Below are 22,447 nucleotides of genomic sequence, written 5' to 3' on the forward strand. Positions count from 1 at the left end.
AACCGTCAGGACGAGCACGCCGAGGGGGAGCTCGACCGTCAGCGTCTGCGCAGCACGGCGGCGTACATGGCGTCCGTCCCGTGGCGGTGCGGCCACAGCTGGACCCCCGGCCCGGCGGCGGGAGACGGACCGGACCGGTGCTCGACCACCTCCCCCACGGAGGCCGGCGACGTGTCCGGCACCTCCGGCAGCAGCGCGGGCGTGTCGAGCAGCTCGGCGCCCGTCTCGGCCGCGACGGCGGTGACGACGGCCGTGGTCTCCTCGGGGTGCGGCGAGCACGTCGCGTAGGTGACGACGCCCCCCGGACGGGTGCGCTCGAGCGCGGTCCGCAGCAGGGCGCGCTGGAGCTCGGTGAGCTCGGCGACGTCCTCGGGCCGGCGCCGCCAGCGCGCCTCGGGGCGGCGGCGCAGCGCGCCCAGGCCGGTGCACGGGGCGTCGACGAGGACGCGATCGTACTCCGGCTCGGGGAGCGCGACCTCGCGGGCGTCGCCGGTACGGACCCGCACCGGCAGTCCCTCGACGGCCTGCTCGACGAGCCGCGCGCGGTGCGGCGCGCGGTCGACGGCGTCGAGGGTGGCGCCCTCGATGGCGGCGAGCGCCCCGAGCATCACCGCCTTGCCGCCGGGGCCGGCGCAGAGGTCGAGCCAGCGGGTGTCGGCACCGGTGAGCGGCGCCCGGGCGGCGGCCAGCGCGACCAGCTGGCTGCCCTCGTCCTGGACCACGGCCAGGCCCTCGCGCACCGGGGCGAGCTCGCCCGGGTCGCCGCCCTCGGTGAGCAGCACGCCGTACGGGGAGTACGGGGACTCGTCGCCCCCGGTGATCGCGGCGAGCTCCTCGGCGGAGATCTCCCCGGGCCGGGCGGCGAGGTGCACCGCCGGGCGGGCGTCGTCGGCGGCGAGGGCCGCCGACAGCTCGGTGAGCTCGTCGGTGCCGCCCAGGGCCTGCGCGAACACCTCGGCGATCCACCGCGGGTGCGCGTGGGCGAACGCGAGGCGCCCGAGCTCGTCGGGCGGGGCGAGGCGGTCGACCCAGGCGGCCTCGTCGTGCTCGGCCACCCGGCGCAGGACGGCGTTGACGAACCCGGTGGGGCGCGAGCCGGCCCGCGCGCGGACCAGCTCGACCACCGCGCTCACCGCGGCGTGCGGGGGGATCCGGGTGCGCAGGAGCTGCTGCGCGCCGAGACGCAGGGCGTCGAGGACCACGCCGTCGAGCTCGTCGAGCGGGCGGTCGCAGCAGGACGCGAGGACGGTGTCGAGCAGTCCCTGGGCGCGGCAGGCGCCGTAGGTGAGGTCGGTGGCGAGCGCCGCGTCGCGCCCGGAGATCCGTCGCTCGCGCAGCAGCGCGGGCAGGGCGAGGTTGGCGTACGCGGCGTCCTCGCGGACCGCGCGCAGGGTGTCGAGCGCGGCCTCGCGCGCCGGGTCCCCTGACGGCGGCCGGCCGGGACCCTGGCGGCCGCGGGGCGGGCCGCTGCGCCGTTTGCGGTCGTCCTTGCGGCGCGGGCCGCGGCCGGAACGGTGCCCGCCGGGCGGAACGGAGCTGTCGGTCATACCCACCCCGTCGCTTCGCTCGCCTCGGTCACCGGAATAGCTCCCCGGGCTCCGGGCGCACGCCGCGGGCCCAGTCGACCGCGGGCATGGCCTTCTTGCCCGGGGGCTGGACGTCGCCGAGGGCGACGGTGGCGGTGGCCGTGCCGACCAGGACCCGCTGACGCTCCACGCGGATCGAGCCCGGCTCGAGGCCGGCCTCGCCGGTGGTGAGCACGGGCCCGAGCTTGAGCCGGGCGTCCCGGAACGTCGTCCAGGCGCCGGGGCCGGGCGTCACCGCGCGGATCAGCCGGTCGACCGCCGGCGCCGGGTGGGCCCACGGCACGCGGGCGTCGTCGACGGTGATCTTCGGGGCGTACGAGACGCCGTCGGCGGGCTGGGGCACCGCGGCGAGCTCGCCGTCCTCGATGCCGTCCAGAGTGCTCTCCAGGAGGGTCGCGCCGGACGTCGCGAGCCGCCCGAGCAGGACGCCGGCGGTGTCGTGGCGTCCGATCTCCTCGGTGACCGTGCCGTAGACGGGTCCGGTGTCCATGCCTTCCTCCAGGGCGAACGTGCTCGCGCCGGTGATCTCGTCGCCCGCCCGGATCGCGGCCTGCACGGGGGCCGCGCCCCGCCAGGCCGGCAGCAGCGAGAAGTGCAGGTTCACCCAGCCGTGGCGCGGGATGTCGAGAGCCTCGCGGCGCAGCAGGTTGCCGTAGGCGACGACGGGGCAGCAGTCGGGGGCGAGGTCCCTCAGCTGCTGGAGGAAGTCCGGGTCGGACGCCTTCGCCGGCGTGAGGACCGGGACCCCGGCCTCGTCGGCCAGCGCCCCCACGGGGCTGCGCTGCCGGCGGCGCGAGCGTCCGGCCGGCGCGTCGGGCCGGGTGACGACGGCGACCACCTCGTGGCGCGCGCCGTCGAGCAGGCGTTGGAGGGAGGGCAGGGCGGGCTCGGGCGTGCCCGCGAACACGACGCGCACGAGCTACAGGGCCCGCCCGAACAGCGGGTGCGGGCTCGTCTTGACGGTCGGCGGGGCCCCCGCGTCGAACCACGGCGCCTCGCGGATGGCCTTCATCGCCTCGCGGCGGGTCTGGGGGTCGAGCTTGTCGAGGAAGAGCACGCCGTCGAGGTGGTCGGTCTCGTGCTGGATCGCCCGGGCGACCAGCGCCGTGCCCTCGACGGTCTGCGGTTCGCCGTACATGTCCCACCCGGTGGCGACGACGTGCTCGAAGCGCCGGCAGTCGAAGCGCAGTCCCGGGATGGACAGGCAGCCCTCCGGACCGAACTGCTCGGTGTCGTCGGCGGCGTTCCACGTCGGGTTGATCATGTGGCCCTCGACGTCGTCCGCGCGGAACGTGAACACCCGCAGCCCGACGCCGATCTGCGGTGCCGCGAGGCCCGCTCCGCCCTGGTCGCGCATGGTCTCGTGCAGGTCGGCGACGAGGGTGCGCAGCTCCCGGTCGAAGTCGACGACGGGGTCGGCCTTCGTCCGCAGGACGGGATCGCCGAAGAGGCGCAGGGGCTGGACGGTCATCGGTCCTCTCTCATCGGGGACGGAGCGGAACTCGACCCCGTCGTGTCTCGACCGTCCAGCGTAGTCCTCGCGTCAGGGCTTCCACGCGGGGTCGCGGCCGATGAAGCCAGCAGCCGGGTCGGCGCGTCGGCGTCGTCGGGGACCGGGACCGCGGGCGCCGAACTGCCCCGAGCTGCGGATGGCCGCCTCCATCTGCCCCCTGCCCTCGACCATGACGCCGCACATGCCGGGGACGACGCCAGGAACGCGGTGGACCAGCTCGTCAGGTGCGCGACGATGTCGCGCGCCCTCCACCAACGGCCGGGGTGTCAGAGCGGGTCGAGCGGGTCGAGCAGCACCCGGACCGGCTCGCGCTCCTTGCGCGCCGAGCGCACGGCCTGGGCCGCGTGGAGCTCCTTCGCGAGGGTCCGGCCCTCGGTGCGCGGGACACGGACGAGGCAGCGCTCGGCGCCCTCGGTGCGCTCCTCGGCGCCGGGCAGCCTGGTGCCCGGCGGCAGCTCGACGGGCCCGAGCACCTCGACGGTGTCGGGCAGCGCGGCGAGCAGGTCGGCGACCGCGGGCGGCGGCCCGTCGACCGCGGCCATGCGCATCGCGGGCGGCAGGGCGAGCTCGTCGCGCGCGGCGAGCTCCGTCGCGGCCGAACCGACCGGGTCCCAGCGCACGAGCGCCTGCACCGCCGGGGTCGACGAGTCGGCGACGACGACCACCCGTCCCCCCTCGCCCGCCGGACGGACCAGGGCGGCGGCCCCGAACCACCGGCGCAGCGTCTCCTCTCCCGCCCGCAGCTCGGGGCGGGCGAGCAGCGCGGCGCCGTCGAGCAGCAGGGCCGCGCCGTAGCCGCCCTCGGCCACCGGCTCGGCGCCCGGGGTCGCGACGACCAGCGCCGGGTCGCCCGGCACGTGGTCGAGCACCGTCGCACCGCCGCCGGAGCTGCGCACCACCGTCTGCGGGAACGCGCGGCCGAGCTCCTCGGCCGTCCGGGCCGACCCGACGGCGAGCGCGCGGAGCTTCGGCGAGCCACAGGCGCCGCAGCGGTACGCGGCGTCCGGGTGCCCGCACCAGCGGCAGACGGGTGCCGTGTCGCCGTGGTTGCCGGGCAGGGCGAGCGGGCCGGCGCACCGGCGGCACCGAGCGGGCTCCCGGCAGTTCGCGCACGCGACGGCGGGCAGGTAGCCCTTGCGCGGCACCTGCACGAGCACCGGCGCCCCGGCTGTCAGCGCGGCGCGGGCGGCCTCGAAGGCCACCGACGGCACCCGGGCGGCGCGAGCGGCGGGGTCGCGCATCAGCTGGCGGTCGTCCTCGCCGATCGCGGTGACGCGCGGGCCCCGGGCGCGGACGGACGCACGGTCGGCGACGACGTCGTGCGCCCAGCCGCTGGCCACCAGCAGGGCGGCCTCGGCGGTGCGCGCGAACCCGCCGACGAGCAGGGCGGCGCCGTCGCGGTGGGCGCGGGTCATGGCGACGTCGCGCGCGTGGGGGTAGGGCGCGCGGGGCTCGGCGTGGGAGTCGTCGCCGTCGTCCCACACGACGATCAGCCCCGGGTCGGTGACCGGGGCGAACACGGTGGCCCGGGTGCCGACGACGATGCGGACCTGCCCGCGGGCGACCGCGAGCCAGCGGCGATAGCGCTCGGCGGGGCCGAGGTCGGCGGCGAGCGCCACGACGGCGTCGGCGCCCGCCACGGCCTCGCACGCGGCCTGGACGCGGTCGAGGTCGCGGCGGTCGGGCACGACGAGCACGGCGCCACGTCCGCCCGCGGCCGTCGTGGCGGCGGCCTCCGCGAGGCGGGCGGGCCAGTCCTCGCCGGGCAGTGCTTGCCAGACGGCGTGGGCCGGTCTTCCGTGCTCGAGCGCCTCGAGCAGGGCGGTGCCACGGGGGTAGGCACCCCAGCCGTGGTGCTCGGGTCGGCGGGGGTCCGGGCGCTCCGGGGGCGTCTCGGCCTCGACGCGCGCGTGACGCGGCGGGACAGCGAGGCGCAGGACGTCGGCGAGCGTGCCGGCGTAGCGGTCGGCGACGGCGCGACAGAGGCCGGCGAGCTCGTCGCGCAGGACCGGTTCCGGCGAGACGACCTTCTCCAGCCAGCCCAGGCGCCCGGTGTGCTCGCTGGTGTCCTCGCGGGCGAGCACGAACCCGTCCACCGGACGCCCGGCGAACCGGACCCGCACGCGCGCGCCGGGCACCGCGTCCGCCGAGAGCTGCTCGGGGACCTGGTAGTCGAAGGCGCGGTCGAGGTGCGCGAGGTTGACGTCGACGGCCACCCGCGCGACCGGGCGCTCCTCGGCGGGCAGGCGCTCGTTGCGGTGGCCCTTCTTCGCTGGTGGCGCGGGCTTCTCGGGGGGCGTCTCGACGCGGGGCGGCGCCGCGAACAGCGCGTCGCTCCCCTCGCCGGCCCTCACGGACCCCGGTCTACCAGAGCCGGGTGACGATCCCGGCGCCCTCCGCTGACCTCGCTGATCGACACATGATCAAGGGCGTCGTCATGCACCTCGAACCGCACCGGCAGGTCGGATAGCGCGCTCCTGATCTCCGCAGCGACGTCTGTCGCCGCGCCGACCCGACCGAGCTGGCGGCTTTTCTGACGTCCACCGTCAGCGTGGCCCCCACGCTGAAACACCCCGGGCACCGCGCACACGAACGGCCCGACCTCCCCGCGAGCGGGGTGGCCGGGCCGGCGTGTCGCGCATCGAGGATGTGGCGATCCTGGCGTCAGGCGCCAGCAAAGCCGCATCGCTCGCGAACAGCGACCTCAGCTGGCGATGGACTTCAGCGCGTCGGCGCGGTCGGTGCGCTCCCAAGGGAGGTCGAGGTCGTCGCGGCCGAAGTGGCCGTACGCCGCGGTCGGCTGGTAGATCGGGCGCAGCAGCTGCAGGTCGCGCACGATCGCGCCGGGGCGCAGGTCGAAGACCTCGTGGATCGCCTTCTCGATCTGCTCCGGGTCGACGTTCGCCGTCCCGAAGGTCTCGAGGAACACACCGACGGGCTCGGCCTTGCCGATCGCGTAGGCGAGCTGGACCTCGGCGCGCTTGGCCAGGCCGGCGGCGACGACGTTCTTCGCCACCCAGCGGCCCGCGTAGGCGGCCGAGCGGTCGACCTTCGACGGGTCCTTGCCCGAGAAGGCGCCGCCGCCGTGGCGGGCGTAGCCGCCGTAGGTGTCGACGATGATCTTGCGGCCGGTCAGGCCGGCGTCACCCATGGGACCGCCGGTGACGAAGCGGCCGGTCGGGTTGACCAGGACGCGGGTGTTCGAGGAGTCGAGGTCGATCCCCTCGAGCACCGGCCCGATGACCTTGGACCGGACGTCCGGGGCCAACAGGTTGTCCAGGTCGATGTCGGCCGCGTGCTGGGTCGACAGGACGACGGTCTCGACGCTGACGGGCTTGTCGCCGTCGTAGGCGATGGTGACCTGGGTCTTCCCGTCCGGACGCAGGTACGGCAGCGTACCGTCGCGGCGGACCGCGGTCAGCTTGCGGGCCAGACGGTGCGCGAGCCCGATGGGCAGCGGCATGAGCTCGGGGGTGTCGGCGTCGGCGTAGCCGAACATGAGCCCCTGGTCGCCCGCGCCCTGCTTCGCGATCTCGTCCTCGGAGCCCTCGACGCGGGACTCGTAGCCCTCGTCCACGCCCTGCGCGATGTCCTTGGACTGCGCGCCGATCGAGATCGAGACACCGCAGCTCTCGCCGTCGAAGCCCTTGGCCGACGAGTCGTAGCCGATGTCCAGAATCGTCTTGCGGACGACGTCCACGTAGTTGACCTGGGCATTGGTGGTCACCTCACCGGCAACGTGCACCTGCCCCGTCGTGACCATGGTCTCGACCGCGACGCGCGACTTCGGGTCCTGCGCCAGCAGGGCGTCCAGGATGCCGTCGCTGACTGCGTCACAGATCTTGTCTGGGTGGCCCTCGGTGACGGATTCGCTGGTGAACAGACGCCTAGCGGGCACAATCTCTCCCTGCCTCGACAATGGGACCCGTCCACACTAACGGCATCCCGCTCTCACGCGAGGGCGCTGACCTGGCTGAATGCCATGCCTGTCACAGAACGGTTGTGTTCATCGCCGAATCGTGGGAGTGCGCCGATCAGAGCAATCCGTCAGGGCAGCCGCTCGGCGACCGCGTCCCACACACGCGCGGCCAGGGCGGCTTTCGAGCCCATCGGCAGGCTCATCGTCGTGCCGTCGGCGCCGAGGAGCCAGCCCTCGTTGTCCTCCGTCTCGAACGCCTTCCCGGCGCCCACGGCGTTGACGACGAGGAGGTCACACCCCTTGCGCTCGAGCTTGGCCCGCCCGTAGTCCAGGACGCTGCCGCGCTCGTCGCCGGTCTCCGCCGCGAAGCCAACGACCAGGCGGCGCGGGACGTCCTCGGTGACCAGTTCACGCAGGATGTCGGGGTTGAACTCGAGCGGGATCGAGGGGGCCTCCTGGCCCTTCTTGATCTTGCCGACCGACATCGACGCGGGCCGGAAGTCGGACACGGCCGCCGCCATGACCACGACGTCCGCGGCCTTCGACGCGTCGAGCACGGCGTCGCGCATCTCACGGGTGGTCTGCACGCGGCGCAGGTCGACCGCGGCGGGCGGGTCGAGGTCGGCGATCGTGCCGGCGATGAGCGTCACGTCGGCACCCCGCTGGGCCGCGACACGGGCGAGCGCGTAGCCCTGGCGCCCCGACGAGCGGTTGCCCAACGTGCGGACCGGATCGAGCGGCTCGGCCGTGCCGCCCGCGGAGACGACGACGCGCCGGCCCTCGAGGTCGCGCGGCAACGGGAACGGCTCGGTGCCGCCGGTCTTCTTCGACGAGCCCCACTCCAGGAGCAGGCGGGCGAACTCGGCGATCTCCGGCGGCTCGGGCAGGCGCCCCGGGCCCGTGTCGGCGCCCGTGAGACGCCCGGACGCGGGCTCGAGCACGACCGTGCCGCGCCGGCGCAGCGTCGCGACGTTGTCGACCGTCGCGGGGTGCTCCCACATCTCGGTGTGCATCGCGGGCACGGCCAGTACCGGGCAGCGCGCGGTGAGCAGCGTCGAGGTGAGCAGGTCGTCGGCGCGACCGTGGGTCATGCGCGCCAGGAGGTCGGCCGTCGCGGGCACGAGGAGCACGAGCTCGGCACGCCGCCCGAGGGCGACGTGCTCGACGTCGTGGACGTTCTCGAAGACCCCGGACATCACCGGGCGCCCCGACAGCGCCTCGAACGTCGCGGCGCCGACGAACTCCAGCGCCGACCGGGTGGCCACCACCTGCACGTGGTGGCCGGCCTCGCGCAGGCGCCGCAGCACCTCGCAGGACTTGTAGGCGGCGATGCCGCCCGAGACCCCGAGAACGATCTCCCGGGGTCGCTCCTTCTCGGTCACCTCGGGGAGGTCACTCGCCCTCGGTGTGCTCGAGCAGGCCGGAGTGGATCTCGCGCATGGCCACCGACAGCGGCTTCTCGCGCGGACCCGGCTCGACGAGCGGGCCGACGTACTCGAGCAGCCCCTCGCCCAGCTGGGCGTAGTAGTCGTTGATCTGACGGGCGCGCTTGGCCGCGTAGATGACCAGCGCGTACTTGGAGCTCACCGTCTCCAGCAGCTCGTCGATCGGGGGGTTGGTGATGCCCTCGGGCCCCTCGAGGATGCTGCCGGTCCGCCCGGTGGGAATGCTCACTCGCTCGCTCCTGCAGAGGTCGCGCCGGACGCGGAGCGGTCCGACGCCATGGATGAAGACCGTGGGACTGCTTCCCGACTGTCGTGTCGCGCGTTCTCGTCGGGAGAGCCAACGCTCAACTCTACCAACCGGCGTGCGGTCTCCCCGATGTCGTGGTTGACCACGGTGACGTCGAACTCGCTGCTCGCGGCGAGTTCCTCGCGCGCCGTGGCCAGCCGGCGGTCGACCACCTCGGTGGCCTCGGTGCCCCGGCCGATCAGACGGTCGACCAGGACCTCCCACGACGGGGGCTCCAGGAAGACGAACAAGGCGTCCGGCCTCTGGCCGCGCACCGCACGCGCGCCCGCGAGGTCGAGCTCGAGCAGCACCGCCTCACCGGCGGCCAGGTGCTCGTCCACCGGGGCCCGCGGCGTGCCGGACCGGTGCATCCCGCCGTGGATCTCCGCCCACTCGAGCAGCTCACCCTCGGCGATCATGCGGTTGAACTCGGCGGCCGAGACGAAGTGGTAGTCGCGCCCGTCGACCTCCCCGGGCCGGGCGGCCCGGGTCGTCGCCGAGACGCTGAACCACAGGGGTGCGCGGATGCGCCGCAGCTCGGCGACCACCGTGCTCTTCCCGACTCCCGAGGGCCCGGCCAGCACGATCAGCCGGCCGGGTCCTCGGGCGGGGGAAGGACTCACAGGCTCACTCGCCGGAGAACTCGTCGAGCAGAGCCTTGCGCTGACGCTCGCCGAGGCCGCGCAGGCGGCGGCTCGGAGCGATCTCGAGGCGCTCCATGATCTGCTGGGCGCGGACCTTGCCCACACCCGGCATGGCCTCGAGCAGCGCCGAGACCTTCATCTTGCCCAGCACCTCGTCCGAGTCGGCCTGCTCGAGCACCTCCGAGAGGCTGGTGCCTCCCCGCTTGAGCCGCTCCTTGAGCTCGGCCCGGGCACGGCGAGCGGCGGCGGCCTTCTCGAGCGCCGCGGCCCGCTGCTCCTCGGTCAGCTCGGGTAATGCCACGTTCTCCTCCGGGGGTCGTGACGGCGAGCCGGCTCAGGGGAGACCGGCCCGTGGTGGCGAATGGGCTTTGACCAGTGGTGCGAACGTACCGCGCGAGCCCGACACCGACAGTCCGTGGGGCGGGGATGTCCGCAGGTCGGGGCCCCGACACAGGGGGAACAGCCGACGCCGTGACCGGACGGAGGTCGCGCCCACCGGAGCGTGATCGCCGATCATCGGCTGTCCCCGCGACCGGCTACCCCCTCAACGCCCCGTTCAGCGCATCGACCGCTGCTCTCAGCGCTCGGTGGGAGGGGCCGGACGTCAGGACCTCGCGCGCGCTGACGGGTACGACCGGTCCCCCGTCAGCGCCCAACGCCCCGCCAGGACCCCCGCCAGGACCCCCGCCAGGACGCGATGTGCCGAACACCGCAGCCACGTCCGCGGGCGTGCCGCCCTGCGCGCCGAGCCCCGGGACGAGGATCGGCCCGCCGAGCGCGGACAGGTCCAGACCGTGGTCGCGGCCGGTGGTGCCCCGGGTCAGCCCCACCACGGCACCGGCCGAACCGTCGCCGTGGGCCGCGTTGTGGTCCGCGAGCGCGTCGACGACGGACTGCGCGACCTCCCGCATGCGGCGCCCGCCACCCGACCCGCCCGACCCGCCCGGCCCCGCGACCCACGCCTGCGCCGACTGCACCCCGGCGGCCTCGGGGTTCGACGTGCGGGCGAGCACGAACACCCCGCGCCCGGTGGCCACGGCGAGGTCGAGGGCCGGCGCCAGCGCGCCCACCCCCAGGTACGGCGAGAGCGTCACCGCGTCGGCCCGCAGCGGGGCATCCTCGGCGAGCCAGGCGTGCGCGTAGGCGGCCATCGTCGAGCCGATGTCGCCGCGCTTGGCGTCGGCGATCGTCAACACCCCCGCCTCGCGGGCGTCGGCGAGCGCCCGCTCCAGCACCGCGAGCCCGCCGGAGCCGAACGTCTCGAACAGCGCCACCTGCGGCTTGAGCAGGGCCACGTGCCCGGCCACGGCCTCCACGACCTGCCGCGTGAACCACTCGAGCCCCGCCACGTCGACGTCGAGCCCCCAGGCCTTCAGCAGACCGGGGTGCGGGTCGATCCCCACGCACAGCGGGCCGTGCTCGGCGACGGCGCCGGCCAGTCGCGCGCGGAACGGCGTGCGGGTCACTCGCCGGCCCCGAGCTGGGCGCGGGCCTTGGCCAGCCGCTCGTGGAACACCTGCAGCGGCGTCACCGCGACCTCCCCGCGGATCGCGGCCTCGACGGCCTGCACCGCGGCCGCCGCGCCCTGCACGGTGGTCACGCACGGCACGCCGACGTCGAGGCAGGCCGCGCGGATCTCGTAGCCGTCGATACGGGGCCCGGAGTGCCCGACCGGGGTGTTCACGACCAGCGCGACCTCGCCGGCGGCGATCCGGTCGACGATGTTGTCGGGTCCCTCGAAGTGCTTGCGGACCACCTCGCACGGGATACCGTTGCGCTCCAGCACGCTGGCCGTACCCGCCGTCGCGAGGATCTCGAAGCCGAGGTCGGCGAGGCGCTTCACCGGGAAGATCAGCGACCGCTTGTCGCGGTTGGCGACCGACACGAACACCTTGCCGCTGACCGGCAGGGGTCCCGACGCGGCCGCCTGCGCCTTGGCGAAGGCCGTCGAGAACGCGTGGTCGATGCCCATCACCTCGCCCGTGGACTTCATCTCCGGGCCGAGCAGGGAGTCGACGCCGCGCCCGTCGGGCCGGCGGAACCGGTGGAACGGGAGCACCGCCTCCTTGACCGCGACGGGGTGCTCGCGGGGCAGCTCGGTCCCGTCCCCGGTCGCCGGCAGGATGCCCTCGGCGCGCAGCTCCGCGATCGTCGCGCCGAGCATCACCCGGGACGCCGCGCCGGCCAGCGCGACGCCGGTCGCCTTGGAGACGAACGGGACGGTTCGCGACGCCCGCGGGTTGGCCTCGAGCACGAACAGCACGTCGTCCTTGAGCGCGTACTGGATGTTCATCAGCCCCCGCACGCCCAGGCGCCGGGCCAGCGCGACCGTCGAGGAGCGCACGGTCTCGAGCTCCGCGACCCCGAGCGTGATCGGCGGCAGCGCACACGACGAGTCGCCGGAGTGCACCCCGGCCTCCTCGATGTGCTCCATGACGCCGCCGAGGTAGACGTCGCCCTCGTCGTCGCACAGCGCGTCGACGTCGATCTCGATGGCGTCGTCGAGGAAGCGGTCGACGAGCACGGGGTGGTCGGGGGTGACCTCGGTGGCGCGGGCGATGTAGTCCGCCAGCGTCGCATCGTCGTAGACGATCTCCATGCCACGCCCGCCGAGCACGTACGACGGGCGCACGAGCACCGGGTAGCCGATGGACGCCGCGATCTCGCGGGCGCCGTCGAAGCTGGTCGCGGTGCCGTAGGGCGGAGCCGGGAGCTCGGCGTCGGCGAGCACGTGGCCGAACGCGCCGCGGGACTCGGCGAGGTCGATCGCCGCGGGCGGCGTCCCGACCACCGGCACGCCGGCCGCCTCGAGCCCGGCCGCGAGCTTCAGCGGCGTCTGCCCGCCGAGCTGCACGACGACCCCGACCAGCCCCGGTCCTGCCCCGTCCTTGTTCCGGCCTCGCCCCGAGACCTGCTCGGCGTGCACGACCTCGAGCACGTCCTCCTCGGTCAGCGGCTCGAAGTACAGGCGGTCGGAGGTGTCGTAGTCGGTGGAGACCGTCTCCGGGTTGCAGTTGAGCATCACGGTCTCGAAGCCCGCCGCCCGCAGCGCCGTGGCCGCGTGCACGCAGGAGTAGTCGAACTCGATGCCCTGCCCGATCCGGTTCGGACCGGAGCCCAGGATGATGACCTTGGGCCGCTCGGTCTGCGGCTCGACCTCGGTCTCGGCCGCGGGGTCGGACTCGTAGGCCGAGTAGTGGTACGGCGTGCGCGCGGCGAACTCGGCCGCGCACGTGTCCACCGTCTTGTAGACCGGGCGGACGTCGAGACGGTGGCGCAGCGCCCGCACGCCCGCCTCGCCGGCGAGCTCGGGGCGCACGGCCGCGACCTGGGCGTCGGAGAGCCCGGCGCGCTTGGCCCGGCGCAGGAGCACCTGGTCGAGCACCGGCGCGTCGGCGAGCTCGGCGCGCAGCGCCACCAGGCCCTCGATCTGCTCGACGAACCACGCGTCGATCCCCGAGGCCTCGCTGACCTGCTCGACGCCCGCCCCGAGGCGCAGCGCACGCTCGACGGCATAGAGCCGCCCGTCGCGCGGCAGCGAGGCCTGGTGCAGCGCCTCCTGGACCGTCTGGTCGGGATCGGGTCGCGTCCAGAATCCGAGCGCCGTCGTCTCCGCCGAGCGCAGCGCCTTGTTCAGCGCCTCCGGGAAGCTGCGGCCCAGCGCCATGGCCTCACCGACCGACTTCATCGTCGTGGTCAGCGTGGGGTCGGCACCGGGGAACTTCTCGAACGCGAACCGCGGCACCTTGACCACGACGTAGTCCAGCGTCGGCTCGAAACTGGCCGGGGTCTCGCCGGTGATGTCGTTGGTGATCTCGTCGAGGCTGTAGCCGATGGCCAGGCGCGCGGCGATCTTCGCGATGGGGAAGCCGGTGGCCTTCGACGCGAGGGCGCTCGACCGGCTCACGCGCGGGTTCATCTCGATGACGACCAGGCGCCCGGTGGTCGGGTGGATGGCGAACTGGATGTTGCAGCCACCGGTCTCGACGCCGACCTCGCGCAGCACGGCGATGCCGGTGTCGCGCATGACCTGGTACTCCCGGTCGGTCAGCGTCATCGCCGGCGCGACCGTCACCGAGTCGCCGGTGTGCACGCCCATCGGGTCGACGTTCTCGATCGAGCACACGACGACGACGTTGTCGGCGCCGTCGCGCATGAGCTCGAGCTCGAACTCCTTCCACCCGAGCACCGACTCCTCGATGAGCACCTCGTGCACCGGGCTCGCCGACAGCCCGGTGCCGGCGAGGCGCTCGAGCTCGTCGTGGGTGTAGGCCAGGCCCGAGCCGAGCCCACCCATGGTGAAGCTGGGCCGGATGACGACGGGCAGGCCGACCTCGGCGACCGTCGCACGCACCTCGTCCATCGAGTGGCAGACCTCGCTGCGCGGGACGTCGCCGCCGATCGAGCGGACGATCTCCTTGAACTTCAGCCGGTCCTCGCCACGCTGGATCGCGTCGATGTCGGCGCCGATCAGCTCGACGCCGTAGCGCGCGAGCACCCCGGCGTCGTGCAGCGCGATCGCGGTGTTCAGCGCCGTCTGGCCGCCGAGGGTGGCGAGCAGCGCCGTGACCGGGTTCCCGCCCTCCCGCTCGGCCTCGATGACCTTGGTGACGTGCTCGACGGTGATCGGCTCGACGTAGGTGGCGTCGGCGTACTCGGGGTCGGTCATGATCGTCGCAGGGTTGGAGTTCACCAGCGAGACGCGCAGGCCCTCCTCTCGCAGCACGCGGCAGGCCTGGGTGCCGGAGTAGTCGAACTCGCAGGCCTGCCCGATGACGATCGGGCCGGAGCCGATGACCAGGACGTGGCGGATGTCCTCGCGGCGCGGCATCAGTTACTTCCCATCCCGGGCGTTCTCCATCAGGTCCGCGAAACGGTCGAAGAGGCCCGCGGCGTCGTGCGGACCGGCCGCCGCCTCCGGGTGGTACTGCACGCTGAAGGCGGGCACGTCCTCGCAGGTCACGCCCTCGACGGTGCCGTCGTTGGGGCACGAGTGGCTCAGGTGGACCGTGCCGACCGGCGAGCTGACGCGCGCGCCCGGCTCGCCCGCGACGGCGAAGCCGTGGTTCTGGCTGGTGATCGCCACCGTGCCGGTGGTGTGGTCGACGACCGGGATGTTGATCCCGCGGTGGCCGTAGCGCATCTTGTAGGTCTCCAGCCCGAGGGCGCGGGAGAGGATCTGGTTGCCGAAGCAGATGCCGAACAGCGGCACCTCGCGGCGCAGCACCTCGCCCGTCAACGCCACCTGGTGCGACGCCGTCGCCGGGTCGCCCGGGCCGTTGGAGAGGAACACCCCGTCCGGCCCGCCCTCGAGCAGCTCCTCGATGTGCGCGGTGGCAGGCAGCACTCGGGTCTCGATGCCGCGCTCGGCGAGCATCCGAGGGGTGTTGGCCTTGATCCCGAGGTCGAGCGCGGCCACCCGGAAGCGCGTCGCACCGATCGCGGGCACCGTGTACGGCTCCGTCGTGGTCACCGCGCCGGCGAGGTCGGCACCCGCCATCTCCGGGCTGTCGAGCACCGCGGCGCGCATCGACGTCGCGTCGCTGACCGCGTCGCCGGAGAAGATGCCCGCGCGCATCGAGCCGGCCTCGCGCAGGCGCCGCGTGATCGCGCGGGTGTCGACACCGGCGAGACCGACCACGCCCTGCCGGGCGAGCTCGTCGGTCAGGTCGCGCTGCGAGCGCCAGTTCGACGGCCGCCGCGCGGGGTCGCGCACGACGTAGCCGGCGACCTGGATGCGCGCGGACTCGTCGTCCTCGTCGTTCCACCCGGTGTTGCCGATGTGCGGCGCCGTCGCCACGACGATCTGGCGGTGGTAGCTGGGGTCGGTCAGCGTCTCCTGGTAGCCGGTCATCCCGGTGGCGAAGACCGCCTCCCCCAGCGTGCGTCCGCGGGCGCCGAAGGCCTCGCCGCGGTGGAGGCTGCCGTCCTCGAGGACGAGCACCGCCTCATCAGCGGTCAACGGTCCAGCTCCCGCTTCGCTTCGTGTCCTGCGTGGCCCTCAACCATGGCCCTCAACCTTCCCGTCCCGCACCGTCCACCGGCCCCGAAGCATGGTGTGCACCACCGAGACCGGCATCTCCATCCCCTCGTACGGGGTGTTGTCCGCACGGCTGGCCAGCGCCGCGCCCCGCACGGTCCACGTCGCCTGCGGGTCGACGAGCGTCAGCGTCGCCGGTTCGCCCGCGACCAGCGGCCGCCCCTGGTCGGCGAGACCGGCGATCCGCGCGGGGGCCTCGCTGCACACCCGCGCGACGCCGCGCCAGTCGAGCAGGCCCGTGGCGACCATCGTCGTCGCCACCACCGGCAGCGCCGTCTGCAGGCCCAGCATGCCGGGCCGCGCGGCGGACCACTCGCAGTCCTTCGCCTCCACGGCGTGCGGCGCGTGGTCGGTGGCGACGCAGTCGAGCGTCCCGTCGGCGAGCGCGCGGCGCAGCGCCTCGGTGTCCGCCGCCGGGCGCAGCGGCGGGTTGACCTTGTGCACCGGGTCGTAGTCCTCGGCCGCGGTGTCGGTGAGCAGCAGGTGGTGCGGGGTGACCTCGGCGGTGACCCTGCCACCCGCTCGGAAGAGCGTCTCCCGGGCCCAGCGGAGGATCTCCGTGGAGCGCGCCGTCGACAGGTGGCACACGTGCAGACGCGCGCCCGCCGCCGCGGCGAGCATCACGTCGCGCGCGATGATCGACTCCTCGGCGGTCGGGTCCCAGCCCGCGAGCCCGAGCCGCGCCGCGACCGGTCCCTCGTGGGCCTGGGCGCCGACGGTGAGGCGGTGGTCCTCGGCGTGCTGCGCGACGACGGCGTCGAGAGCGCGGGCGTACTCCAGTGCCCGGCGCATGATCAGCGGGTCGTTCACGCACCGGCCGTCGTCGGAGAACATCCGCACCCCGGCGGGCGAGGCGGCCATCATGCCCATCTCGGCCAGCTTGGCGCCCTCGAGCCCGACCGTGACCGCCCCGACCGGGTGGACGTCGACCAGTCCGACCTCTCGCCCGAGGCGCCAGACGTGCTCGACGACGACCGGGGAGTCGGCCACCGGGTTGGTGTTCGGCATCGCGAACACCGCGGTGTAGCCGCCCAGCGCGGCCGCGGCCGAGCCGCTCTCGACGGTCTCGGCCTCCTCGCCGCCGGGCTCGCGCAGGTGGGTGTGGAGGTCGACGAGGCCCGGCAGCGCGACGAGGCCGTCGGCGTCGATCGTCTCGTCGGGGTCCGTGGGCGCCACGAGCATCCCGTCGCGGACGAAGAGGTCGGTCGGGTCCTCGCCGTACGGCCGGACGTTCCGGATCCTCGTGGTGCTCACGCGACGTCCTCTCCGGCGAGCAGGTGGTAGAGCACGGCCATCCGCACGTGGACCCCGGCGGTGACCTGCTCGGCGATGGCGGCACGGCTCGAGTCGGCGACCGAGCTGGCGATCTCCATCCCGCGCACCGCGGGTCCCGGGTGCAGGACGACCGCGTGGTCGGGCAGGCGGTCGGCGCGGCGCTGGGAGAGCCCGAAGCGCACCGCGTACTCGCGGGCGGAGGGGAAGAAGCCGCCGTGCATGCGCTCGGCCTGCACACGCAGCATCATCACGGCGTCGGGGCGCTCGGCCAGCGTCGCGTCGAGGTCGTGGGAGATCGTCACCGGCCAGTCGCCGACCCCGACCGGCAGCAGCGTCGGTGGCGCCACGAGCGTCACGCGGGCCCCGAGCGTGGCCAGCAGGTGCGCGTTGGACCGGGCGACGCGGCTGTGCAGGATGTCGCCGACGACCGCCACGTGCGCGTCCTCGACCCGTCCGAGCCGCGCCTGCAGGGTCGCCGCGTCGAGCAGGGCCTGCGTGGGGTGCTCGTGGGTGCCGTCGCCGGCGTTGACCACCGCGACGTGTCCGTCCCGGCCCAGGTGGGAGTGCCCGACGTGGTCGAGCCAGGCGGCGATGCGGTGCGGTGCGCCGGAGGCAGGGTGGCGCACGATCAGGCAGTCGGCGCCGGCGGCGCCCAGGGTGGCCGCCGTGTCGCGGAGGGACTCGCCCTTGCTCACCGAGCTGGCCGACGCGCTCACGTTGATCGTGTCGGCACTCATCCACTTGCCCGCGACCTCGAACGACACTCGCGTGCGGGTCGAGTTCTCGTAGAAGAGGGTCACGACCGTGCGCCCGCGCAGCGTGGGCAGCTTGCGTACCGCCCGGCCCGTGAGCGCCTGCTCCATACCGGCGGCGGTGTCGAGCAGCGCCTCGGCCTGCTCGCGGCGCAGGCCCTCGGTGGACAGGAGGTGGCGCAGACCGATGCCGGTGGTCGTCTCGCCGGTACCAGCACCGGTCATCGCAGGCTCACCCCGTCCGCGCCGTCCACCTCGGTCATGCGCACGGCGACGTCCTCCGAGCGGTTGGTCGGCACGTTCTTGCCGACGTAGTCCGCGCGGATGGGCAGCTCGCGGTGCCCGCGGTCGATGAGGACCGCCAGCTGCACGGCCCGCGGTCGGCCGTGGTCGCGCAGGGCGTCGAGCGCGGCGCGCACCGTGCGTCCGGAGAACAGGACGTCGTCGACGAGCACCACGATCGCGTCGTCGATGCCGCCGGGCGGCAGCTCGGTCTCCGCGAGCGCGCGTGTGGGGCGCAGGCGGAGGTCGTCGCGGTAGAGCGTGGGGTCGAGTGTCCCGGTGGGCACGGTGGCCCCGGTGATCTCGGAGATGCGCCGGGCGAGCCGCCGCGCGAGGTAGGTCCCCCGTGTCGGGAGCCCGAGGAGAACCACCCGGGCGGACGTGCCGTCCGGGGTGGTGCGTTCGATGATCTCGTGGGCGACGCGGGCCACGGTGCGCGCGAGGTCGGCCGCGGAGAGGAGCTCGCGCTCACCCTCGGCACTCGCGCCACCCGACCCGGGTTCGCCCCGGCGCCTCGACGGCACGGGGGGACCCTCCTTCTCCGCCTCGCCGGACGGCTCTTAAAGGATGTCGGTCAGGACTCGGTCCGACACTATCAGCGACGACACGCCGGTCCGGGGGCGCCCGTGTGACGGCCGTCGTCGCGCTGCTCCGGGTGGGGCACTACAGGGCGTGGTCCGTGTCCGGACGGAGTGCGACGAGCCACAGCGGCGACGATCCGTGCGGATCCCGGCTTGACCATGTGACGGCACTGGGCGCATCATCACTCTCCGTATCGACTTCGCTGAGTGCACGGGCGGGGCGAGCCGGGCGACGCGAGAGGACGGGTGTCCGCCAGATGGGTGACTATGCGAAGGCGCTGGGGTCGAAGCTCCGGGGCATCCGCCAGCAGCAGGGTCTGTCACTGCACGGGGTCGAGCAGAAGTCGGGCGGGCGGTGGAAGGCCGTCGTCGTCGGGTCGTACGAGCGCGGCGACCGCGCCGTGACCGTGCAGAAGCTCGCCGAGCTCGCCGACTTCTACGGCGTCCCCGTCGCCGAGCTCCTCCCCGAGGGCCGCGTGCCCTCCGGTTCGGAGCCGGCCGCCAAGATCGTGATCAACCTCGAGCGGCTGCAGCAGCTGCCCGCCGAGAAGGCGGGCCCGCTGGCCCGTTACGCCGCCGCCATCCAGAGCCAGCGCGGCGACTACAACGGCAAGGTCCTCTCGATCCGCAACGAGGACCTGCGCTCGCTCGCGATCATCTACGACATGAGCCCGGGCGAGCTGTCCGACCAGCTCGTCGACTGGGGCGTCCTGCCGCCCGAGGCGCGCGTCGCGCGGGCGCTGGACGAATAGACCCGGGTTTCGCCGTGGAGGCGGCGAACGTGCTGTTCGCTGCTTCTAGGCGCGCGAACTCCCCGTTCACGGGGAGCCTCACCCGCCGGTCGGCTCGTCGTCCGACGGTGCACCGGTCGCGCCGGGCGTGTCGCTCGCCAGCTCGACCCCGGCCGGCAGCTCGACGCGGTCCGGGCTCGGCGCTGCGACCGTGCCCGGACGCCCGGACGACACCCCGGCCAGCACGCCGTTGACGAACCGCGGCGAGTCGTCGGTCGACAGCTCGCGCGCGAGGTCGATCGCCTCGTCGATCGCGACCGGATCCGGCACGTCGTCCGACCAGCGGATCTCGAACACGCCGATCCGCAGGATCATCCGGTCGACCGCGGGCATGCGCGCCATGGTCCAACCGCGCGCGTAGGACGAGATCACGTCGTCGATCTCGTCGCGATGGGAGACGACGCCCTCCACCAGGGTCGCGGCGAAGTCGGACACCGGCGGGGCGTCGGCGCCGGCGATGCGCCGGGCGAGCACCTCCTGGGCGTCCTCGCCCCGCGCCTCGGACTCGAAGAGGATGTCGAGGGCCCGCTTGCGGGCCTTGGAACGGGAGCCCTTGCGGGGTGTGGCGGGTGAGGTCACGTGTCTGGCCAGCTCCGCTTCGCTACGTGGCTCGTCAGCCGCTCACGCGACCCAGGTAGCGTCCGTCCCGGGTGTCGACCTTGACCTTGGTGCCGGTCTCCAGGAACAGCGGCACCTGGATCTCCGCGCCCGTCGACACGGTGGCCGGCTTGGTGCCGCCGGTGGAGCGGTCGCCCTGCACGCCCGGGTCGGTGTGGGTGATCTCGAGCTCGACCGAGGCCGGGAGCTCGATGTACAGCGGCACACCGTCGTTGAAGGAGACCTGGACCTCCTGGTTCTCCAGCAGGAAGCGCGCCTGGTCGCCCACGGTCGCCGCGTTCACGGGGACCTGCTCGTAGTCGGCGGCGTCCATGAAGATGAAGTCGTCGCCGTCGCGGTACAGGTAGGTCATGTCGCGCCGGTCGACGTTCGCGGTCTCGACCTTCGTGCCCGCGTTGAAGGTCTTGTCGACCACCTTGCCGGTCATGACGTTCTTCAGCGTCGTGCGGACGAAGGCGCCGCCCTTGCCCGGCTTGACGTGCTGGAACTCGGTGACCGACCACAGGTTGCCGTCGATCCGCAGCACCATGCCGTTCTTCAGGTCGTTCGTCGTCGCCACGGGAGCGCTCTCTCCTACGGGTCGTTCCGGAACTCGAGGTCCCGGGGGCTCTGCGTGAGGGGCACGGCACCGGCGTCGGTGACGACCAGCGTGTCCTCGATCCGGACCCCGCCCCGTCCGGCCAGGTAGACCCCCGGCTCGACGGTGACCGTCATCCCCGCCTCCAGGGTAGCGGTCGCCGTCGCGGACACCGCCGGAGCCTCGTGGATGACGAGGCCGACCCCGTGGCCGAGACCGTGCACGAACTGCTCGCCGAGACCGGCGGCGACGATGACGTCGCGGGCGGCGGCGTCGACGTCGCGCGTCGCGGTGCCCGGCCGCAGGGCGGCGCGTCCGGCGGCGGCGGCCTCGGCGACGAGGGCGTGCAGGTCGCGCTGCCAGTCGGTCGGGGTACCGACGATCAGGGTGCGCGTCATGTCGGAGTGGTAGCCGTCGACGAGTGCCCCGAAGTCCATGGTCAGCAGGTCGCCGTCGGCCAGCGGCGCGTCGGTCGGGTGGTGGTGCGGGATCGCGGCGTGCGCGCCGGCCGCCACGATCGTGTCGAACGAGGGGGCCTCGGCGCCGGCCTCGCGCATGCGCTCCTCGAGCTCGCGGGCGACCTCGCGTTCGGTGCGGCCTGCTCGGAGCCCCCCGGCGCTGACCATGCCGATGAGCGCGACGTCCCCGGCGGCGCACGCCTGGCGCAGCGCGTCGATCTCGCCGTCGTCCTTCACCGCGCGGAGCATCTCGACGAGGCCGGGGGCCCGGTGCAGCTCGCCGTCGGTCAGCGCCGTCATCAGGTCGGCGTGGCCGTCGACGGTGACGTGGGCGCTGTCGAAGCCGATCCGCCCGGCGCGGTCGGCGAGCAGCGCCGGGGCGCAGGCCCGCTCGACGAGCACCGCGAGGTCGGGCGTCTGCGTCGCGGCCTGGGTGGTGTAGCGCCCGTCGGTGGCGAGCACCGTGCGGTCCTCCCCGGCGTCGGCGTCGTCATCGGCGTGGACGAGCAGCGCGGCGTTGGAACCGGTGAAGCCGGTGAGGTACCGGACGTTGATCAGGTCGGAGACGAGCAGGGCGTCGAGCCCGGCCTCGCGCAGCAGGCCACGCAGTGCGTCGCGGCGCCGCGCGTGCCCGCCGGGCGCGCGCTCCGGGCGGGTGGGCTCCACACCCGTCAGCCTAGGAGACGGCAGGTCGTACGGTGTCGGGGTGCGTCCTGACTCCCCGGTCCGGCTCCGCTTCGCTCCGCGTCCCTGGGTCCTCCGTGCCCTCGTGCTGACCGTGGTCTACGGCGTGGCCGAGACGCTGTTCGTGGCGCTGCGGTCGTGGTCGCCCGACCTGCTGCGGCTGTGGAGCATCGTGCTCCTGCTGGTCGTGGTGGCCGTGACGATAGGCTGGGTGGGCGCGGAGATCGTGCTCGACCGGCGCCCACCCGAGTGGACCTGGTTCATCACGGCCCTGGTCACCGCACCCGCCGCCGGCCTGCTGAGCTGGATCCTGCTGGCCCTGTTCGTCGACGGGACCGGGGTCGCCGACCTCCAGGCGGCGCTCGTCGGGCGCGCCTCGTTCACCGCGCTGCTCATCCTCGCGTCGGTGTTCGTCGGCACCCGCCTCGGCTGGCTGTCGATGCGCCGCCACGGCGAGGGCGCCGACGACCCGATGCTCGACGCCGACGACGAGGAGCTCGAGCGCCAGGTGGCCGACGAGCGTGCCCCCTCCGCGGCGCGCGCCGCCGCCCGCGTCGGCGTGGTACCGGCGCGCGTCGGGCCGGCCGCGGACCCGGCGGTGGCCGGGGTGCGCACGCCGCGGCGCCGGTCGGCGGAGCGGGAGCCGGTGCCGGCGGCAGGCCCCGAGGTCAGCGAGCGCGACCGGATGCCCGAAGCGCCCCGGCTCGCGGGTCAGCGCCGGGCGTCCACGGTGCGGCCGGCGGCTCCTCCGGAACCGGTGGCGTCGCCCTTCGGCGGTGCCACGGAAGATCCGTCGGGCGACGAGCCGGACTCCCTCGAGCCGCCGGTCGTCGCGGTCCTGCCGGCGTTCCCCCGCCCCGGCGGCCCCCTGGACGCGGCGAGCCCGCAGCCCGGCGTGGACGCCGAGCCGCCCGCCTCGCCGCCTGCGTCTGCTCCCGAGGAGCCGGAGCGGGGTCCGCGCCGCACGTTCGGGCTGCGACGCCCGAAGGGCTGAGC

General features: G+C 74.3%; 19 protein-coding genes and 1 pseudogene. 2 read left to right on the forward strand and 18 right to left on the reverse strand.

Annotated features, from left to right (window positions below; genetic code table 11):
• Positions 1-38: 38 nt before the first annotated feature.
• The 15 genes from AC2A1K_RS07375 to pyrR all read right to left on the reverse strand — a co-directional run bounded on the left by AC2A1K_RS07375 (position 39) and on the right by pyrR (position 18,266).
• Positions 39-1,547: an RsmB/NOP family class I SAM-dependent RNA methyltransferase gene (locus AC2A1K_RS07375; protein WP_483895662.1), complete on the reverse strand. Its 1,509-nt coding sequence runs from the start codon at positions 1,545-1,547 to the stop codon at positions 39-41.
• A gap of 28 nt (positions 1,548-1,575) precedes the next feature.
• Positions 1,576-2,502 (reverse strand): methionyl-tRNA formyltransferase, encoded by a 927-nt coding sequence (gene fmt, locus AC2A1K_RS07380; protein ID WP_483895663.1) that lies wholly within the window; start codon positions 2,500-2,502, stop codon positions 1,576-1,578.
• A 3-nt stretch (positions 2,503-2,505) separates the two neighbouring features.
• Positions 2,506-3,057, reverse strand: a complete 552-nt coding sequence (gene def, locus AC2A1K_RS07385; protein WP_483895664.1) for a peptide deformylase — start codon at positions 3,055-3,057, stop codon at positions 2,506-2,508.
• Positions 3,058-3,365: 308 nt separating this feature from the next.
• Positions 3,366-5,453 (reverse strand): primosomal protein N', encoded by a 2,088-nt coding sequence (locus AC2A1K_RS07390; RefSeq protein WP_483895665.1) that lies wholly within the window; start codon positions 5,451-5,453, stop codon positions 3,366-3,368.
• 350 nt (positions 5,454-5,803) lie between these two features.
• Positions 5,804-6,982 carry a methionine adenosyltransferase gene (gene metK, locus AC2A1K_RS07395; RefSeq protein ID WP_483895864.1) on the reverse strand — a complete coding sequence of 393 codons (1,179 nt, stop codon included), beginning with the start codon at positions 6,980-6,982 and terminating at the stop codon, positions 5,804-5,806.
• A 164-nt stretch (positions 6,983-7,146) separates the two neighbouring features.
• On the reverse strand, positions 7,147-8,400 hold the full coding sequence (coaBC, locus tag AC2A1K_RS07400; RefSeq protein ID WP_483895666.1) for a bifunctional phosphopantothenoylcysteine decarboxylase/phosphopantothenate--cysteine ligase CoaBC: 1,254 nt from the start codon (positions 8,398-8,400) through the stop codon (positions 7,147-7,149).
• A gap of 10 nt (positions 8,401-8,410) precedes the next feature.
• Complete coding sequence (gene rpoZ, locus AC2A1K_RS07405) at positions 8,411-8,692, reverse strand: DNA-directed RNA polymerase subunit omega (protein WP_208114446.1); 282 nt, start codon at positions 8,690-8,692, stop codon at positions 8,411-8,413.
• The gene (gene gmk, locus AC2A1K_RS07410; protein ID WP_483895667.1) at positions 8,689-9,372 is read right to left on the reverse strand and encodes a guanylate kinase; all 684 of its coding nucleotides are present in this window, start codon (positions 9,370-9,372) and stop codon (positions 8,689-8,691) included. The genes rpoZ and gmk overlap by 4 nt, the downstream gene beginning before the upstream one ends.
• A gap of 4 nt (positions 9,373-9,376) precedes the next feature.
• The gene (gene mihF / locus AC2A1K_RS07415; protein WP_133830239.1) at positions 9,377-9,694 is read right to left on the reverse strand and encodes an integration host factor, actinobacterial type; all 318 of its coding nucleotides are present in this window, start codon (positions 9,692-9,694) and stop codon (positions 9,377-9,379) included.
• A gap of 235 nt (positions 9,695-9,929) precedes the next feature.
• The gene (gene pyrF, locus AC2A1K_RS07420) at positions 9,930-10,859 is read right to left on the reverse strand and encodes an orotidine-5'-phosphate decarboxylase (protein WP_483895668.1); all 930 of its coding nucleotides are present in this window, start codon (positions 10,857-10,859) and stop codon (positions 9,930-9,932) included.
• Positions 10,856-14,224, reverse strand: coding sequence for a carbamoyl-phosphate synthase large subunit (gene carB / locus AC2A1K_RS07425; protein WP_483895669.1), 3,369 nt, complete (start codon positions 14,222-14,224; stop codon positions 10,856-10,858). Before carB ends, pyrF begins: the two co-directional genes overlap by 4 nt.
• A 3-nt stretch (positions 14,225-14,227) precedes the next feature.
• Positions 14,228-15,355 (reverse strand): glutamine-hydrolyzing carbamoyl-phosphate synthase small subunit, encoded by a 1,128-nt coding sequence (gene carA, locus AC2A1K_RS07430; RefSeq protein WP_483895670.1) that lies wholly within the window; start codon positions 15,353-15,355, stop codon positions 14,228-14,230.
• A gap of 39 nt (positions 15,356-15,394) precedes the next feature.
• Complete coding sequence (locus AC2A1K_RS07435; RefSeq protein ID WP_483895671.1) at positions 15,395-16,687, reverse strand: dihydroorotase; 1,293 nt, start codon at positions 16,685-16,687, stop codon at positions 15,395-15,397.
• The gene (locus tag AC2A1K_RS07440; RefSeq protein WP_483895865.1) at positions 16,684-17,643 is read right to left on the reverse strand and encodes an aspartate carbamoyltransferase catalytic subunit; all 960 of its coding nucleotides are present in this window, start codon (positions 17,641-17,643) and stop codon (positions 16,684-16,686) included. Before AC2A1K_RS07440 ends, AC2A1K_RS07435 begins: the two co-directional genes overlap by 4 nt.
• Before the next feature lie 38 nt (positions 17,644-17,681).
• Entirely contained in the window at positions 17,682-18,266 is a 585-nt protein-coding gene (pyrR, locus tag AC2A1K_RS07445; protein ID WP_483895672.1) for a bifunctional pyr operon transcriptional regulator/uracil phosphoribosyltransferase PyrR, read from the reverse strand.
• A 314-nt stretch (positions 18,267-18,580) separates the two neighbouring features.
• Between pyrR and bldD the strand changes: the two genes are divergently transcribed.
• A complete protein-coding gene (bldD, locus tag AC2A1K_RS07450; protein ID WP_337698787.1) occupies positions 18,581-19,075 on the forward strand; it encodes a transcriptional regulator BldD in 495 nt (164 codons plus the stop codon).
• A gap of 171 nt (positions 19,076-19,246) precedes the next feature.
• Here the strand turns inward: bldD and nusB are convergent.
• From nusB to AC2A1K_RS07465, 3 genes and pseudogenes are all read right to left on the reverse strand, one after another.
• A pseudogene (nusB, locus tag AC2A1K_RS07455) lies at positions 19,247-19,693 on the reverse strand (transcription antitermination factor NusB); the annotation flags it as partial.
• A 34-nt stretch (positions 19,694-19,727) separates the two neighbouring features.
• Complete coding sequence (gene efp / locus AC2A1K_RS07460; protein WP_483895673.1) at positions 19,728-20,291, reverse strand: elongation factor P; 564 nt, start codon at positions 20,289-20,291, stop codon at positions 19,728-19,730.
• Positions 20,292-20,305: 14 nt separating this feature from the next.
• Complete coding sequence (locus tag AC2A1K_RS07465) at positions 20,306-21,433, reverse strand: M24 family metallopeptidase (RefSeq protein ID WP_483895674.1); 1,128 nt, start codon at positions 21,431-21,433, stop codon at positions 20,306-20,308.
• Between the two features lie 40 nt (positions 21,434-21,473).
• On the opposite strand from AC2A1K_RS07465, the gene AC2A1K_RS07470 reads away from it, so the two are divergent.
• Entirely contained in the window at positions 21,474-22,445 is a 972-nt protein-coding gene (locus tag AC2A1K_RS07470; protein WP_483895675.1) for a hypothetical protein, read from the forward strand.
• Positions 22,446-22,447 lie beyond the last annotated feature (2 nt).

Source organism: Actinomycetospora sp. 2LY8.5, assembly GCF_057180585.1.

Bases quoted from the DNA above. Each gene is read 5' to 3' on its own strand.
- AC2A1K_RS07375 (WP_483895662.1), bottom strand. From the start codon at position 1,547: ATGACCGACAGCTCCGTTCCGCCCGGCGGGCACCGTTCCGGCCGCGGC.
- def (WP_483895664.1), bottom strand. From the start codon at position 3,057: ATGACCGTCCAGCCCCTGCGCCTCTTCGGCGATCCCGTCCTGCGGACG.
- bldD (WP_337698787.1), top strand. From the start codon at position 18,581: ATGGGTGACTATGCGAAGGCGCTGGGGTCGAAGCTCCGGGGCATCCGC.
- carB (WP_483895669.1), bottom strand. From the start codon at position 14,224: ATGCCGCGCCGCGAGGACATCCGCCACGTCCTGGTCATCGGCTCCGGC.